We start from the raw sequence: 15,475 nt of genomic DNA, 5'->3' as shown, positions 1-15,475 counted from the left end.
GACCCTTGCTGCCCCGCTGCGCCCGATGCTCTGATGGCGCGATGACCACACCGCGCTTCCTCCTCGCCGTCGGGACCAAGAAGGGGCTCTGGCTCGCCACGAGCGAGGACCGCAAGACCTGGACCGTCGCCGAGCCCCAGTTCCTGATGCAGGAGATCCCCTCCGTCGCCATCGACACGCGCGGCGGCCGCACGCGCCTGCTCGTGGGCGTCCGCTCGGAGCACTTCGGGCCCACCGTGGTCCACTCCGACGACCTCGGCGCCACCTGGACCGAGCCCGAGCAGGGCTCCGTCGTCTTCCCCGAGGGGACGGAGGCCGCCGTCGAGCGGATCTGGCAGATCCAGCCGGACTCCGAGGACCGCCCGGAGGTCGTCTGGGTCGGCGCGGAGCCGATCTCGGTGTGGAAGTCGACGGACGGCGGAGCGACGTTCGAGCTGAACCGGGCCCTCTGGGAGCACCCCGACAGGGACCGGTGGGCGCCCGGCGCCGGCGGCGCGGCCGTCCACACGATCGTGCCCGACGCCGAGGATCCGGAACAGGTCCACGTGGCCATCAGTGCCGGCGGCGTCTACCGCAGCACCGACGCCGGCGCGAGCTGGACCGCCCGGAACCACGGCATCTCCGCCTACTTCCTGCCCGACCCGAGTCCCGAGGTCGGACAGTGCGTCCACAAGATCGCGGCCGACAGCGAGGGACGTCTCTACGCGCAGAACCACCGGGGCGTCTACCGCAGCGACGACCGCGGGGACACCTGGGTGTCCATCGCGGACGGGCTGCCGGCCGACTTCGGGTTCGTGATGCTCACGCATCCGCGGCGCAGCGGCACCGCCTGGGTGGTGCCCCTCGTCTCGGACTGGGAACGGGTCGCGCCCGGCGGCCGCCTCGCGGTCCACCGCACCGATGACGCCGGGGAGAGCTGGCGCAGCCTCGACACGGGCCTGGCCGAGCCGGACTGGAACACCGTGCTCCGCGACGCGGCCTCGGTCGACACCGCGGAGCCCGTGGGCGTCTACTTCGGCACCCGCGGCGGCTCGGTGTACGCGAGCGCCGACGAGGGGGAGGCCTTCCAGGAGGTGATCGCGCACCTGCCCGACGTGCTGTGCGTCCGGGCTGCCGAGCTCACCGCCCCGCCGGCCGGAGCAGCGCACGACGCCGGCCAGGGGACCTAGGCGTGTCCGTCACCGTCGTCGTGCCTTCCGTCCTCGCGCCGGCGAGCGGCGGGAGGACCCAGTTCGAGCTGCCCGACGCCTCGGCGAGGTCCGTGCGGGAGGCCCTCGACGCCGTCGGCCGCGACTATCCCGTCCTGGGCCGGAGGATCCGGGACGAGCGGGGCGAGCTGCGCCGGCACGTCAACATCTACGTCGACGGTGAGGACGTGCGCCGCGCCGGGGGCCTTGCGACCCCGGTCGCCGCGGGGCAGGAAGTGCTCGTCATCCAGTCGATCGCCGGCGGATAGCCGCCCGCAACATGCCGATATGTGACCTTTGACCTTGGTCACCGTCGCGCGGCTCAATGAGACTGGCACTGTCACATTTTTGAACAGAGCACAGTGCTGTGCAGACAGGTGGATGATGAGCCCGACGTTCGAAGTACTCCGAGACCCCGCCAGGCGCGGCTCCTACCGGCTGCGCATGACCGGGCCTGCCGGAGAGGTCCTCACCGACCTCAGCGGGCTGCCCAGCATCGACGCGGTGCGCAGCGCCATCGCCCAGATCCGCGAGGCCGCGGCGCTGGCACTGGTGGTCGACCGCACGGCGCACGGCGCCTGAGCGGGCCGGCGCGGCCGGGACGATGGAGTCCCGGCCGCCGGGCCCATCGGCACCGGGGCGTCGAAGACGTGCCACAGGGAGTAGTCCTCCGGTAAGGCTTCTGATGCAACCTCGGCGCAACGTTGCGCCGGCCGGACCGGCGGCCGCGGCGCGTACACTTGTGAGCCACGGCACACATGAAGGAGTGGGTGGGCGTGCGTGCGAACCAGGTGCAGCAGGCACCCGATCCGGTCCCCGCAGCGGGGGACGACGGGTCGGCGCGCCCTGTCGTGGCCGACTCCTGGCGCCGCTCGCTCGCCGTCCACCCCCGCCGTGAGGACGCCGTGGTCACGAGCATCCTCGACGAGGGCGAACTCGACGCCTACCGCGCGGAGCATCCGCTCGCACCCGTGATGCCGGTGATCGACCGGCTCCTGGTCGAGCCTGCCCGCGACTCGGGCATCCTCGTGGCCGTGGGCGACGCGGGCAGCCGGCTCCTGTGGCTCGGCGGGGACGCCGCGGTGCGCCGGCGGGCGGAGCGGATGGCCTTCCTCGAGGGCGCCGACTGGTCCGAGGCGAGCATCGGCACGTCGGCGCCCGGCACGGCCCTGGCCACCGGCGGTCCGGTGCAGATCCACGGCGCCGAGCACTTCAGCCCCCTGGTCGAGGCCTTCTCCTGCACGGCGATGCCCATCCGCGACCCCGCGACGGGCCAGACGCTCGGCGTTGTCGACATCACGGGGGGAGAGCAGGCCGTGGGAGGCCACGCCCTGCCCTGGCTCAGGGCCACTGTCGCCGCCGTCGAGGAGCGGCTCCGGACGCTCGGCCCTGAACGGAAGCCGCGCATCGAGCGGGCCCAGCGGCCCGTCGGCGCGGTCCTGGCCGTCACCGGCCGCGACCAGGGCGTGCTGCGCTGGGGAGGCCGCGAGCTGAACCTGAGCGTGCGGCACTCCGAGATCCTCGTGCTGCTCGCCGGGAACCCGCGCGGCCTCACCGCCGAGGAGCTGGCCGAGCGGCTCTACTCCCAGCCCGTGCCGCCGGTGACGCTGCGCGCGGAGCTCGTGCGGCTCCGCAAGGTCCTCGAGGCCTCGGGGACCGGGGTCACGCTGCTCTCGCGCCCCTACCGGGTGGAGGGCCTCGAGGTCGATTCCATGACCGCCCTCGCGCTCCTCGCCCGCGGCTCACACCGCCAGGCCCTCGGCGCCTACGCCGGCCAGCTCCTGCCGCGCTCCGAGGCGCCGGCGATCACGGAGCTGCGCGAGGAGCTGTCCGCGACGCTGCGGGAGGCGGTGGTGGGCAGCGCCGCCGTCGACGTCGTGCTCCACTACCTCCGGCTCCCCGAGGCGGCGGACGACGCCGAGGCGTGGCGCACCGCGCTCAGCCTCCTCCCGCCGCGCTCGCCCAAGCGGGCCGCCGTCGTGGCCCACCTCGAGCGCCTCGCAGGATAGGGCCGTTCGACGGCTGACAACCGCCGGCGGCGGGACGTAGGGTCCTGAGGGTCAGCGTCAGACCACTCGCGAGGAGCCGCACTGTGCCTGCCACCCTGAATCCCTACCTCAACTTCAAGGACAACGCCCGGGACGCCATGACGTTCTACCAGTCGGTGCTCGGCGGGGACCTGACCATCTCCACCTTCGACGACCTGCACGCCGCCATGGACCCCTCGGAGGGGCCCCTCGTGATGCACTCGCAGCTCACCACGCCCGGCGGCTTCACCCTCATGGGCTCGGACACCCCGCCCCGCATGGAGTACCGCCCCGGCAACAACTTCTCGGTCTCGCTCAGCGGCGGCCCGGAGACGGAAGACGAGCTGCGCGGCTACTGGGACAGGCTCGCCGAGGGTGCCACCGTGTCCATGCCGCTGCAGAAGGCCATCTGGGGCGACACGTTCGGCATGCTCACCGACCGGTTCGGCATCGCCTGGCTCGTCAACATCGCCGGCCAGAGCGGACAGGGCGCCGCATCGTAGACACGGGCGCAGGGGCGCATAGACTCTGGCTCAGGCGGCCACGGTGCGCCGCCGGAGCGGAGGTGTGCACGTGAGGGTGGGCATCGCGAGGGAGAGGCTCCTCGGCGAGCGGCGCGTGGCGGCGACGCCCGAGACCGTGCGGCAGCTGGTGGGCCAGGGCCTCGACGTCTCAGTAGAGTCGGGCGCGGGGGCGGCCGCCGGGCATTCCGACGCCGCGTACGCCGAGGCCGGGGCAGAGGTCGTGCCCGCGCTCGATCCCGCCGGTGTGGACCTGCTGGCCCATGTGCGCCCCCTCCATCCGGCCACGGCCGCGGCCCTCCGGCCGGGCGCCGTCACGGTGGGACTGGCCTCGCCGTCCACCGAGCTGCCCACGGTCCGCGCGCTCGCCGATGCCGGGGTGACGGCCTTCGCGCTCGAGCTCGTCCCGCGGATCTCCCGCGCGCAGTCCATGGACGCCCTCACCTCGCAGGCCCTCGTGACCGGCTACCGCTGTGTGCTCGAGGCAGCGATCCGGCTTCCGCGCTTCTTCCCGCTCTACATGACCGCCGCCGGCACGGTCCCGCCGGCGAAGGTGCTCGTGCTCGGTGCCGGGGTCGCGGGCCTCCAGGCGATCGGCACCGCCAAGCGGCTCGGCGCGCGGGTCTCCGCCAACGACATCCGCCCCGCCTCCGCGGACGAGGTCGCCTCGATGGGCGGAACGTTCGTCCACCTCGACGTGGACTCGGCCGAGGCCACCCAGGCCGCGGGCGGCTACGCCCGGGAGCTCTCCGCCGACCGCGGCGCCCTCCAGCGCCAGCTCCTCGCGCCGCACGTCGCGGAGGCCGACGTGCTCATCACCACCGCCGCGGTGCCCGGGCGCCGCGCCCCGCTGCTCGTGACCCGGGACATGGTCGCCGCGATGCGGCCCGGTTCGGTGGTCGTGGACATGGCGGCCGAGTCCGGGGGCAACGTCGAGGGCTCCGTCCCGGGCGAGGACGTGGCGGTACAAGTGGCGGGCGGGGCCGGCGAGGTCACCGTGGTGGGCCTCAAGGACGCCGCCTCGGCGATGCCCGCGGACGCCTCGCGCCTGTACGCCAAGAACGTCGCCAACTTCATCGAGCTGCTCGTCCCGCAGGGCCCCGGCGACGGCGGCGAGATCCGGCCCGACTTCGACGATGAGGTGGTGGCCGGGGCATGCCTGACGCATGCGGGCGAGGTGCGCCACGAGCCCACGGCCGAGGCGCTCGCTGCCCTCGCAGCCACCGCATCCGCGGGCAGCTCGGTCGCCGCCGGCGCCGCGCGGCGGGACGGGCCGCCGGGCATCGAGGACGAGACCGAGGAGGGGGCGGGCTGATGGGCGGTGTGGAGGTGCTCACGATCCTCGTGTTCGCGGTGTTCGTGGGCTTCGAAGTGGTCTCGAAGGTCTCGAGCATCCTGCATACCCCGCTCATGTCCGGCGCGAACGCGATCCACGGGATCATCCTCGTGGGCGCGATCACCGTGGCCGGGCAGGCGGAGGACGGGTGGGTGCTCGCGCTGGCACTGCTCGCCGTGGTGCTCGCCACGGCCAATCTCGTGGGCGGGTTCGTGGTGACCGACCGGATGCTCGAGATGTTCAGGGGGCGCCGGCCGGCTCCCGGGGCCAAGGAGGACGCCAGGTGACCGCCTCCGCGCCCCTGCTCGACCCGACCTGGACCGCGCTGCTCTACCTCGCCGCAGCCGTGTGCTTCATCCTGGCCCTCAAGGGCCTGTCCTCCCCGAAGCATGCCCGCCGGGGCAACCTCGTCGGCGCGCTCGGCGCCGCGATCGCCCTCGTGACCGTGTTCCTCTCGAGCCGGCTCGCGAACATCCCCTGGATCCTCGCCGCGATCGCGGTCGGCGCGGCCATCGCGGCGCCGGTGGCACGCCGGGTCAAGATGACGCAGATGCCGCAGCTCGTGGCGCTCTTCAACGGCGTGGGCGGCGGTGCGGCGGCCCTCGTCGCGCTGCTCGAACTGCCCCACGCGGGCGCCCCCGAGGACGGCTGGGTGCGGCTGGCGATCGTCTTCACGCTCCTGGTGGGAGCCGTCTCCTTCGCCGGCTCGGCCGTGACGTTCGCCAAGCTCCAGGAGCTCATGACCACCCGGCCCGTCACGTTCCTGGGCCTTCCCGTGCTCATGGGCGCCGTGCTGCTCGCCGCGCTCGCCGCGGCCGGGGCCGTGGTCGCGACGGGCTCGGTGCCGCTCGCCGTCGTGCTCCTCGCCCTCGGGCTCCTGGCCGGGGTCCTGCTCGTGCTGCCCGTGGGCGGGGCGGACGTGCCGATCGTCATCTCGCTGCTCAACGCGTTCACGGGCCTCGCCGTCGCCGCCAGCGGTCTCGTGCTCGGCAACGTGCTCCTCGTCGTCGCGGGCACCCTCGTCGGGGCGTCCGGCACCATCCTCACCCGCCTCATGGCCGCAGCCATGGGGCGCAGCGTCGTGCACATCATGTTCGGCGCCTTCCGGGGAGGGTCGACGGCGGGCTCCACCGCCGTCTCGGACCGCCCCGTCCGCTCCTCGAGCCCCGAGGACGTCGCCGTGCTGCTCGGCTACGCGCAGAAGGTGATCATCGTGCCCGGGTACGGGCTCGCCGTCGCCCAGGGCCAGCACACCGCGGCCGAGCTCGCGGGCGCCCTCGAGGCACGGGGGATCGACGTCGAGTTCGCGATCCACCCCGTGGCAGGGCGCATGCCGGGGCACATGAACGTGCTCCTGGCCGAGGCGAACGTGCCCTACGAGTCGCTCAAGGAGATGAGCGAGGTCAACAGCGAGTTCCGGCAGGCCGACGTCGCCCTCGTGGTCGGCGCGAACGACGTGGTCAATCCCGCCGCGAAGTCCACGCCGGGCTCACCGATCTACGGCATGCCGATCCTCGAGGTCGCCGAGGCCAAGCAGGTGGTCTTCCTCAAGCGCTCCATGCGGCCGGGCTTCGCCGGCATCGAGAACGAGCTGCTCTACGACCCCAAGACCGCCCTCCTCTTCGGTGACGCGAAGGACTCCCTGACCCAGGTCCTCGGCGCCGTGAAGGCCCTCTGACCCCAGGGAAGGACCCACGATGACCCCCACGACCCCGAGGACGGTCGCCGTGATCGGCACCGGCACCATCGGCGCAAGCTGGGCCGCCTACTACCTCTCGCGCGGCTTCCGCGTGGCGGCCGCGGACCCGGCCGAGGGCGCCGAGGACCGGCTCCGCGCCCATGTCGAGGCCTTCTGGCCCACCCTCGCGGCCCTCGGTGCCGAGGGGGAGGGCGGCTCCGCCCCGCAGGACCGCCTCGCCTTCGCGCCCTCGATCGCCGAGGCAGCCCGGGGCGCCGACTTCGTCCAGGAGAACGGGCCCGAGCGGCTGGTGCTCAAGCGCGCCATCCTGGCGGAGATCGAGGAGGGCGCCGATGCGGCGGCCCTCATCGCGAGCTCGTCCTCGGGGCTCCTGGTCTCCGAGGCGCAGGAGGGGATGCGCCACCCGGAGCGGCTCGTGCTCGGGCACCCGTTCAATCCGCCGCACCTCATTCCGCTCGTCGAGGTGCTCGGCGGTGCGCGGACCGCTCCCGAGAACGTGGACCACGCGCTCGCCTTCTACACCGACGTCGGCAAGAAGCCCATCCGCATCAACCGGGAGGTCCCGGGCCACGTGGCCAACCGGCTGCAGGATGCCCTGTGGCGGGAGATGTTCCACCTGGTCCGCAGCGGCGTGGCGAGCGTCGCGGACATCGACACCGCGATCGCGTATGGCCCGGGCCTCCGCTGGGCCCTGCTGGGGCCCTTCCTCACGATGCACGCCGGCGGCGGGGACGGCGGCATCACCCACTTCCTCGAGCACCTCGGCCCTGCCATGCGGGAGTGGGCGGCCGATCTCGGCGAGTACCCCGAGACCGACGACTACATCGAGACGATGGCAGAGGGCGTCGCCGCGGAGCTCGAGGGCCGCGACTGGGAGGCCGTGCTCGCCGAGCGGGACAGGCTCCTCCTCGGGCTCCTCGCTGCCAAGGCCCAGGCCCCGCACATCCCGTAGGCCCCCGCCTGGCGGGGGGCCTACGGGTCTACGCCTGCGGGCGGCGCGGGAACAGCGGCACGCAGGTGGCGCAGGCCTGGGCGCCGGCCGGGTCCGCGAGGGCGTCGCGTTCGAGCCGGAGCCGTGAGGAGAGGGCGGCCGCCATGAGCGCGACCGCCGCCGCGCCCACCGCGGGCTGGACCCCGAAGCGGATCGCGTCCAGGGGCAGGCCCGCGAACAGCTGGACGAGCAGGCTCGAACGGCTCTGCGTCGTGGCCAGCAGCAGGCCCATCATGCCGAACAGCGGCCCGCGGAGGTCGCAGGCGGTCGCCCCGGCCCCGATCGGGGCTCCGACGAGGCTGCCGACCAGAAGTCCGAACGTGGCCGAGCCGACGCCGACGAGGGCGGCCGTCCAGAGGGCGCCGGGAAGGGACGCCGCGGCGAAGGCACCGTTGGCGAAGACCAGGGCGGCGGCCGCGAGCACCACGGCCGCCGCAGCAGTGGCCCACCTGCTTCCCGTCCACGTCATGGGCACCGACCAGCGCGAGGCGAGGCCACGCGGGCCGCCGGCCGGGAGCACGAGGACGGGATCGGCGTCGAACGCGGGGCCGTGCGGCTCCCGGTCGCTCACCGCCAGGAGAGGAACTTGCCCAGCAGGCTGGCGCCGGAGCCCGGTGCCTGGTCGTGGCCGGGGCAGCGGCGGGATTCGGGGACGTTCGCGAACACCTGGTCGACGTGCTGGCCGCAGCCAGTCCAGGTCACCTTGCCGCAGGTGGGGCACGTTGCGGGGCTGCACATAGGATTCTCCTTTGTCCGGGTCGATATACCCCTGGGGGTATTTCTACTGTAAGGCCCAGCGCCCCGGACGGCAAGCCGCCCGCTTCCGACACGGCCGCGGCGGGTGCGCGACTCCTCCGCTTCTCCTCGGTAGCCTTCGCCTTAGAAGGGCATCGTTCTCAAGCAGGGGGAACGCCCGGAATTCCGTAAGTCCCCCTGCGCATCCGGGGGCCTGAAGGGCTTGAAGGAAGAGGACGTCAATGTCGACTCACAGGACCAAGCTCAGCGCCGCCGCGCTGTCCCTCTCGGTGCTCATGGCACTCACCGCGTGCAACCCCGCCGCCTCCGGGGGCAGCGCTGCCCCCGGCGGCTCGGCCGGCGCGGGATCGTTCAGCAAGGACCTCTCGGGCACCCTCAAGACCAGCGGCTACAACCCCTCGGACGAGGTGGGCAAGTCCCGTTCTGATCTGGCCACGAAGGCCGTCGCGCCGGCCACCGTCACGATGGACACCACCAACTTCGATACCCAGAAGTTCTCGGCCCAGGCCGCCTCCGGCCAGGTGCCGGACCTCATCCAGGTGGACCGCAGCATCGTCCCCACGCTCGCGGACAAGGGCCTCATCCAGCCCCTCGACGCCTGCTACTCGCTGTGGGGCGTCGACCCGAAGACGCAGTACTACCCGGCCGCCACCAAGAGCGTCACCTACAGCGGCAAGGTCTACGGGGTCCCCCAGTTCTTCCAGACCTCCATGCTCATCGCGGACAAGAACGTGATGCAGGCCGCCGGCGTGGGCGTCGACCAGCTCGACACCTCCAAGCCGGACCAGATCGTCGCGGCCGCCCAGAAGATGTACAAGGCCTCCGGCGGCAAGCCCTCCGTGATCGGCTTCGACGCCGACCTGCCCGGCTCGGCCGACCTGTGGCTGCAGGTCTTCGGCGGGAGCGCCATGGACGCCAACGGCAAGCCGAGCCTGGACGCCTCCGCCAACGTCACGGCCCTGACCTGGATGAAGAAGCTCATGGACGCCCAGGGCGGCTACGCGGCCATCAAGTCCTTCAAGGACTCCATGGACGCCTTCGGCAACGAGAACCAGTACGTGAAGAACGAGGTGGGCGCCCAGACGTGGGCGCAGTGGTACATCAACGTGCTCTCGGCGACCAAGGACAAGGTGAGCGTGGTCGGGGTGCCCATCAAGACCCTCGACGGCAAGGCCCTCGGCTACGCCGGCGGCACCGCCCTCGCCATCCCGACGGCGGCCAAGAACCCCTCGGCCGCGTGCGCGTGGGCCATCAAGGCCACGTCCCTGGATGCCTGGAAGGCGGCCGGCGACGCCCGCGCCAAGACCGTCCAGCAGAAGAACTCGATCAACACGGGCCTCTTCACCGGCTCCCCGGCCGCCGACAAGGCCGTCCGCGATGCCCACGTGGTGCCCTCGGGCAGCGCGGACTTCGACCAGCTGATCAGCACCGCGTACGCGACCCTGGACACCACGGCCTCCTTCGGCAGCTCCCCTGCCGGCTCGGCCATCAAGGATGCGCTCTCCAACGCCGTCGCCGTGGCGCTCTCCGGCGAGAAGGATCCGGCCACCGCCCTCAAGGACGCGCAGGCCACGGCGCTGCGGGCCTGGCAGCAGACCTCGGCCGGCAAGAACGGCTGATGACCGCCGAGACAGACGGCCGCCATACCAGGGCCCCCCGCGCCGCGCGCGGGGGCGCAGGGGCCTGCGGAGGAAGTACAACGTCCGGGAGTCGGCCGCCGGCTACCTCTTCATCGCGCCGTGGATCGCGGGCCTGGCCATCTTCACGGTGATCTCGATGAGCTGGAGCCTGGTGCTCTCGTTCCAGAACTACGACCTCGCCACGGGCGCCAGCGGCCCAGCCGGCTTCGAGAACTACGCGCGGCTCGTGCAGGACCCCAACGTGCTCTCCTCGCTCGGGAACACGTTCATCTATGCCGCGATGGCCGTGCCCCTCGACATCGCGTTCGCGCTCCTGCTGGCCTCGCTCCTGAACGGGGTGAAGCGGGCCTCCGGCTTCTTCCGGGTGGTCTACTACCTGCCCAAGATGACGCCCGGGGTCGCCACGGCCGCCGTGTTCCTGCTCCTGCTCAACGGCAACAGCGGGGCCATCAACAAGTTCCTCGGCCTCTTCGGCATCGACGGGCCGCAGTGGCTCGCGGATCCGGCGTGGATGAAGCCCTCGATCGTGCTGATGAGCCTGTGGGGCGTGGGGGGCACCACCGTCATCCTGCTCGCGGCGCTCCAGGCCGTGCCGCGGGAGCTCTACGAGGCGGCGGCCACGGACGGCGCCAACCGGGTCCAGCAGTTCTTCCACATCACGATCCCGATGATCTCCCCGACGCTGTTCTTCCTCGTCATCGTCAACACCATCGGGGCGCTGCAGGTCTTCGACCAGGCCTACCTGCTGTTCTACCGGGACGGGAACTCGTCCGTGCCCGACGCCGCCCGCTTCTACGGGGTGTACCTGTACCAGCAGGCGTTCCAGCAGTTCAACTTCGGGCCGGCGGCCGCGATGGCCTGGCTGCTGTTCGCGATCATCATGGTCATCACGGTGATCCAGATCAAGGTCGGCAACCGGTTCGTCCACTACGAGGGGAACGACCGCCCGTGACCAACGCCAACCCCGGCCTCGAGCCGACCGCAGCGGACGATCCGTCCTCCTCCGTGGCGGCGGGCCCCCTGGTCGCCGCCGGCGCAGCCATCCCGGGCACCGCGGGACGGCCGCCGGGGCTCCCCGCGTCGGGGCACCCGGCATCCGGGCGCCCGGTGCCCCCGCACTCGGTCTCCGACCGCCGCCGGCGGGTGCTCCGCCGCCTCGGCCAGACCGTCCGCTGGGTGCTGCTCACCGGCTTCGCGCTGGCGTTCATGTACCCGTTCGCGTGGCTGCTCGCCGCGTCGCTGAAGCCCCGCGGCGAGGTCTTCGACAACCGGCTGATCCCGCTGACCCCGACCCCGCAGAACTACGCCGACGTCTGGAACCAGCTGCCCCTGCTCAGCTGGGTCTTCAACTCGGTCTTCATCGCGCTGGCCGCCGCCACGATCGTCACGCTGACGAGCTCGGCCATCGCCTTCGGGTTCGCCTACTTCAGGTTCCCGGGGAAGAAGGTGCTGTTCAGCGTCCTGCTCGGCACCATGATGCTGCCCGGCGCCGTGACGCTCATCCCCAACTACCTGATCTGGAAGACCCTCGGCTGGCTCGGGACCACCGTGCCCCTGTGGGGCGGGACGCTGTTCGGGTCCGCGTTCTACATCTTCCTCATGCGGCAGTTCTACCTCTCCCTGCCGCGCGACCTGTTCGAGGCGGCACGGATCGACGGGTGCTCCTTCTTCGGCCTCTTCCGCCGGATCGCGTTCCCGCTGGCGCTGCCGAGCGCGATCATCGTGTTCATCTTCGAGTTCCAGGCCTCGTGGAACAACTTCGCCGGCCCGCTCATCTACCTCAACTTCGGCGACCCCAAGGGGTACACGGTGCCGCTCGGGATCGCCTACGCCATGACGATGTACTCGCCCACGGCCGGCGGCCACGGCGACTACCAGTACGTGATGGTCGCCTCCCTGCTGGTCACCCTGCCGATGATGGTCATCTTCGCGTTCGGCCAGCGCTACTTCATGGAGGGCATCGCCGCAGGCTCGCTCAAGGGCTGAGGTGACGCACGGCAGAAGGCGACGCACGACGGCGGGTGCCCGCCCGCCGTCGTGCGTCGCCTCGAGCGCGGGCCGGGTCAGATCGCCTTGCCGGGGTTGAGGATGCCCGAGGGGTCCAGAGTGGCCTTGATCGCCTGCTGGAGCGAGCGCGAGGTCTCGCCCAGTTCCTCGCCGACCCACTCGCGCTTGAGCAGTCCCACGCCGTGCTCGCCGGTGAGCGTTCCGCCGAGCCGCCGCGCGAGGTGGAACATCTCGCCGAGCGCCTCCTTCGCCGGTCCGGAGGTGATCGACTCCTCGGGGCCCACCACGATCATGGGGTGCAGGTTGCCGTCCGCGGCGTGGGCCACGCTGAAGATCCTCGTCCCGGTCCGGGCGGCGATCTCCTCGAGCCCGGTGAAGGCCTCCGCGAGCCGGTTGCGCGGAACGGCGATGTCCCCGATCGAGACCCGGCCGAGCTTCTCGAGTGCCGGGATCGCGTCCCGCCTGGCCTTGACGAGGGCCGCGGCCTCGTCCGCGCCGCCGGCCCGGTGCACCGTGGAGGCGTAGGGGCCGATGACGGACGCGATCTCGTCGAGCTCGAGGTGCGCCCCGAAGCCGTCCGTCTGGGCCAGCAGGAAGGCGCCGCCGAGCTCCCGGTGCCGGGTCCCCTCCGCCCGGTCCACGGCGTCCAGCGTGGGGCCGTCCATGAGCTCGAGGATCGAGGGCTGGATCCGCGCGGCCGTGATCGCCGAGGCCGCGCGGCCGGCCGCCTCGACGTCGGGGAAGTAGGCCGCGAGCGTCTCCGTGCGCACCGGTCGCGGCCGCAGCCGCAGGGTCGCCTCGACCACCACGCCGAGGGTGCCCTCGGAGCCGATGAACAGGGCGTTGAGGTCGTACCCGGTGACGCCCTTGATGGTGGAGCGGCCGGTGTGCAGGACGCGGCCGTCCGCGAGGACCACCGTGAGCCCGAGCACCGACTCCCGCGTCACCCCGTACTTGGCGCACCACATGCCGCCCGCGTTCGTGGCGATGTTGCCGCCGATCGAGCAGATGGCCGTGCTGGCCGGGTCGGGGGCGTAGAAGAGCCCGTGCTCGGCCGCGGCCGCGTTGACCTCTGCGTTGAGGACGCCCGGCTGCACGACCGCGATCATCTCGACCGGGTCGATGCTCAGGATGCGGTTCATGCGGGACACATCGAGCACCACCTCTCCCGCGTGCGCGCTCGAGCCGCCCGCGAGGCCGGTGCCCGCGCCGCGGGGCACCACGGGCAGGTGGTGCTCGTGGGCCAGCTGGAGGGCCTGGACCACGTCCTCCACGGACTCGGCGTGGACCACCGCATCGGGCAGTGTCGGCGGCTCGTAGCCCGAGCGGTCGGTGGCCGCTGCGGCGCGCGCACCGGTGTCGAAGGTGGCCCGGGGGTGCGCGGCGAACGCGCCGGTGTCAGTGTGCATGGCTTCTGCGGTCCCGATGTTGAGCGTCATGGTGCCTTCTGGGGTGTTGTGGTGATGGTAGGGGAGGGCGCCCCGGAGGTCACGGGACCATCCAGGACAGCGGGCCGGTCTGCAGGAGCACGAGGACGGTGAGGACCACGAGGAGCCCCAGGCTCCAGCCGAGCAGGCGCCGGAAGAGGGTGCTCTCCGAACCGTCGAGGCCCACGGCTGCCGCGGCGACGGCGAGGTTCTGGAGCGAGAGCATCTTCCCGAGCACGCCGGCCGAGGAGTTCGTCGCGGCCATGAGGATCGGCGAGAGCCCCGTATGCGCGGCGGCCGTGACCTGCAGCTGGCCGAACAGGGAGTTCGACGAGGTGTCCGAGCCCGTGAGGGCCACGCCGATCCACCCCAGCACGGGGGAGAGGAGGGCGAAGATCCCGCCGGCGGATGCCAGGGCGATGCCGAGCGTTCCCGTCTGGCCGGAGAGGTTCATGACGAAGGAGAGGGCGAGGACCGCGCTGACCGTGAGGATGGTCCAGCGCAGCACCTTGAGCGTCTCGCCGTAGATCCGCACGCCGCGGCCGAACGGGATGCGGTACAGCGCGAGGGTGATGAGGCCGGAGAGGAGCAGCAGGGTGCCGGTGGCCTTGAGGTGGTCGAACCGCATGATCTGCGATCCCACCTGCTTGCCGGCGGGGTCCACCACGTTGAGGGCGGGCCACCGGAAGGAGAAGCCGCCCACCGCCGTGAGCCAGGTCTTGATCGCGGGGACCTGGGACAGCGAGAAGACCACGATGATGACGAGGTAGGGGGCGACCGCCATCCAGATCTCGCGGGTGCTGGGGCGTCCGACGCCGGCCCGGCCGGCTCCGTGCGGCGGCTCGCCGCCGGTGGCGCCCGTCGCGGAGGCACCCCCCGCCCGGGCGCCGACGGTGGCCGTGGAGGAGGCATCGACGTCGCGCGTGACGGCCGACGCGCCCTGCTGGGCGAGCACCGTCTCGCTCTCCTGCTCGGCCACGCCGTCCGCCTCGAGCAGCTCCGCCGGCTGCCACACCCGCAGGAGGAGCAGGACGGCCGCGATCGCGACGATGCTCGCCAGGACATCCGTGAGCTCGACGGTGAAGAAGTTCGAGGTGAGGAACTGGACGATGGCGAACACCACGCCGCCCACGATGGCCGCGGGCCACGTCTGCCGGACACCGCGCCTGCCGTCCACGATGAACACGAGCAGGAGCGGCACGATCAGGGCGAGGAACGGGGTCTGCCGCCCCGCCATCGCCGAGACCGTCCCGAGCGGGATGCCCGTGACGCCGCTGAGGGCGATGACCGGCGAGGCCATGGCGCCGAAGGCGACCGGCGCCGTGTTGGCGAGGAGGGCCACCATGGCGGACTTCAGCGGCTTCATGCCCGCCGCCACGAGCATCGCGGCGGTGATGGCCACGGGGGCGCCGAAGCCGGCGAGGGCCTCGAGGAGCGCCCCGAAGCAGAACGCGATGAGGATCACGAGGATCCGCAGGTCGGCCGAGATGGAGCGGATGGTGGTGCCGAGGACGTCGAACCAGCGCGTGGCGACGGTGAGCTTGTAGACCCACAGCGCGTTGATGAGGATCCACAGGATGGGGAACACCCCGTAGAAGGCGCCCTCCGCGGTGGCCGAGAGGGCCTGCCCGGGCGGCATCTGCCAGACCGCGATGGCGAGGACGATCGAGAGGACGAGGCTTGCAACGGCGGCTTTCCATGCCTTCGTCCGGAAGATGCCGAGCATCACGAAGAGCAGGATGAGGGGAAGGGCGGCCAGGACCGCCGAGAGGGCCAGCGACCCGTTGAGGGGATCGACAAGCTGGTGGAAGGTGCTCACAGAGACTCCTTTGTCTGTGGGGGACCGCTATGGACCGGAAGTTACTTTCCGTTATCCGAAATAGC

Annotated in this window: 16 protein-coding genes; 12 read left to right on the top strand and 4 right to left on the bottom strand. The window is 72.1% G+C overall.

The window, feature by feature from the left end; all coding sequences use genetic code 11:
• Positions 1-41 precede the first annotated feature (41 nt).
• The 9 genes from SA2016_RS19885 to SA2016_RS19845 all read left to right on the top strand — a co-directional run bounded on the left by SA2016_RS19885 (position 42) and on the right by SA2016_RS19845 (position 7,722).
• Entirely contained in the window at positions 42-1,169 is a 1,128-nt protein-coding gene (locus tag SA2016_RS19885) for a beta propeller repeat protein (protein WP_066501624.1), read from the top strand.
• Positions 1,170-1,171: 2 nt separating this feature from the next.
• Positions 1,172-1,456 carry a MoaD/ThiS family protein gene (locus SA2016_RS19880; protein WP_066501623.1) on the top strand — a complete coding sequence of 95 codons (285 nt, stop codon included), beginning with the start codon at positions 1,172-1,174 and terminating at the stop codon, positions 1,454-1,456.
• 175 nt (positions 1,457-1,631) lie between these two features.
• Positions 1,632-1,769, top strand: coding sequence for a YegP family protein (locus tag SA2016_RS19875; RefSeq protein ID WP_157089153.1), 138 nt, complete (start codon positions 1,632-1,634; stop codon positions 1,767-1,769).
• 194 nt (positions 1,770-1,963) lie between these two features.
• Positions 1,964-3,196 carry a sigma-54-dependent transcriptional regulator family protein gene (locus SA2016_RS19870; protein ID WP_169803096.1) on the top strand — a complete coding sequence of 411 codons (1,233 nt, stop codon included), beginning with the start codon at positions 1,964-1,966 and terminating at the stop codon, positions 3,194-3,196.
• 83 nt (positions 3,197-3,279) lie between these two features.
• A complete protein-coding gene (locus tag SA2016_RS19865; RefSeq protein ID WP_084249677.1) occupies positions 3,280-3,717 on the top strand; it encodes a VOC family protein in 438 nt (145 codons plus the stop codon).
• 70 nt (positions 3,718-3,787) lie between these two features.
• Complete coding sequence (locus SA2016_RS19860; RefSeq protein ID WP_066502955.1) at positions 3,788-5,050, top strand: Re/Si-specific NAD(P)(+) transhydrogenase subunit alpha; 1,263 nt, start codon at positions 3,788-3,790, stop codon at positions 5,048-5,050.
• A complete protein-coding gene (locus SA2016_RS19855) occupies positions 5,050-5,358 on the top strand; it encodes an NAD(P) transhydrogenase subunit alpha part 2 (protein WP_066501613.1) in 309 nt (102 codons plus the stop codon). The genes SA2016_RS19860 and SA2016_RS19855 overlap by 1 nt, the downstream gene beginning before the upstream one ends.
• A complete protein-coding gene (locus tag SA2016_RS19850; protein ID WP_229710999.1) occupies positions 5,355-6,749 on the top strand; it encodes an NAD(P)(+) transhydrogenase (Re/Si-specific) subunit beta in 1,395 nt (464 codons plus the stop codon). The genes SA2016_RS19855 and SA2016_RS19850 overlap by 4 nt, the downstream gene beginning before the upstream one ends.
• 19 nt (positions 6,750-6,768) lie before the next feature.
• Entirely contained in the window at positions 6,769-7,722 is a 954-nt protein-coding gene (locus SA2016_RS19845) for a 3-hydroxyacyl-CoA dehydrogenase NAD-binding domain-containing protein (protein WP_066501606.1), read from the top strand.
• 28 nt (positions 7,723-7,750) lie between these two features.
• On the opposite strand, the gene SA2016_RS19840 is transcribed toward SA2016_RS19845, so the two are convergent.
• Both SA2016_RS19840 and SA2016_RS21855 read right to left on the bottom strand, forming a co-directional pair.
• Positions 7,751-8,332 (bottom strand): hypothetical protein, encoded by a 582-nt coding sequence (locus tag SA2016_RS19840; protein ID WP_066501598.1) that lies wholly within the window; start codon positions 8,330-8,332, stop codon positions 7,751-7,753.
• A complete protein-coding gene (locus SA2016_RS21855) occupies positions 8,329-8,499 on the bottom strand; it encodes a DUF8730 family Cys-rich protein (protein ID WP_169803095.1) in 171 nt (56 codons plus the stop codon). Before SA2016_RS21855 ends, SA2016_RS19840 begins: the two co-directional genes overlap by 4 nt.
• A 239-nt stretch (positions 8,500-8,738) precedes the next feature.
• Between SA2016_RS21855 and SA2016_RS19835 the strand changes: the two genes are divergently transcribed.
• The 3 genes from SA2016_RS19835 to SA2016_RS19825 all read left to right on the top strand — a co-directional run bounded on the left by SA2016_RS19835 (position 8,739) and on the right by SA2016_RS19825 (position 12,143).
• Positions 8,739-10,136 carry a type 2 periplasmic-binding domain-containing protein gene (locus SA2016_RS19835; RefSeq protein ID WP_066501595.1) on the top strand — a complete coding sequence of 466 codons (1,398 nt, stop codon included), beginning with the start codon at positions 8,739-8,741 and terminating at the stop codon, positions 10,134-10,136.
• A 64-nt stretch (positions 10,137-10,200) separates the two neighbouring features.
• On the top strand, positions 10,201-11,109 hold the full coding sequence (locus tag SA2016_RS19830; protein ID WP_066502948.1) for a carbohydrate ABC transporter permease: 909 nt from the start codon (positions 10,201-10,203) through the stop codon (positions 11,107-11,109).
• Positions 11,106-12,143, top strand: a complete 1,038-nt coding sequence (locus SA2016_RS19825) for a carbohydrate ABC transporter permease (RefSeq protein ID WP_229711000.1) — start codon at positions 11,106-11,108, stop codon at positions 12,141-12,143. Before SA2016_RS19830 ends, SA2016_RS19825 begins: the two co-directional genes overlap by 4 nt.
• Positions 12,144-12,220: 77 nt before the next feature.
• On the opposite strand, the gene SA2016_RS19820 is transcribed toward SA2016_RS19825, so the two are convergent.
• Entirely contained in the window at positions 12,221-13,603 is a 1,383-nt protein-coding gene (locus tag SA2016_RS19820) for an FAD-binding oxidoreductase (RefSeq protein WP_084249675.1), read from the bottom strand.
• A 49-nt stretch (positions 13,604-13,652) separates the two neighbouring features.
• On the bottom strand, positions 13,653-15,410 hold the full coding sequence (locus tag SA2016_RS19815; RefSeq protein ID WP_066501593.1) for an L-lactate permease: 1,758 nt from the start codon (positions 15,408-15,410) through the stop codon (positions 13,653-13,655).
• Positions 15,411-15,475: the final 65 nt, after the last annotated feature.

The sequence above is a fragment of the Sinomonas atrocyanea genome (assembly GCF_001577305.1).
Lineage (GTDB): Bacteria > Actinomycetota > Actinomycetes > Actinomycetales > Micrococcaceae > Sinomonas > Sinomonas atrocyanea.
Note: the sequence above shows the minus strand (reverse complement) of the source record. Positions and strands in the feature narration are given on the sequence as shown.

What these genes read in the sequence shown, in the direction of transcription:
- SA2016_RS19855 (WP_066501613.1), top strand. Translation starts at nt 5,050, where the DNA reads ATGGGCGGTGTGGAGGTGCTCACGATCCTCGTGTTCGCGGTGTTCGTG.
- SA2016_RS21855 (WP_169803095.1), bottom strand. Translation starts at nt 8,499, where the DNA reads ATGTGCAGCCCCGCAACGTGCCCCACCTGCGGCAAGGTGACCTGGACT.
- SA2016_RS19845 (WP_066501606.1), top strand. Translation starts at nt 6,769, where the DNA reads ATGACCCCCACGACCCCGAGGACGGTCGCCGTGATCGGCACCGGCACC.
- SA2016_RS19835 (WP_066501595.1), top strand. Translation starts at nt 8,739, where the DNA reads ATGTCGACTCACAGGACCAAGCTCAGCGCCGCCGCGCTGTCCCTCTCG.
- SA2016_RS19885 (WP_066501624.1), top strand. Translation starts at nt 42, where the DNA reads ATGACCACACCGCGCTTCCTCCTCGCCGTCGGGACCAAGAAGGGGCTC.
- SA2016_RS19875 (WP_157089153.1), top strand. Translation starts at nt 1,632, where the DNA reads ATGACCGGGCCTGCCGGAGAGGTCCTCACCGACCTCAGCGGGCTGCCC.
- SA2016_RS19820 (WP_084249675.1), bottom strand. Translation starts at nt 13,603, where the DNA reads ATGACGCTCAACATCGGGACCGCAGAAGCCATGCACACTGACACCGGC.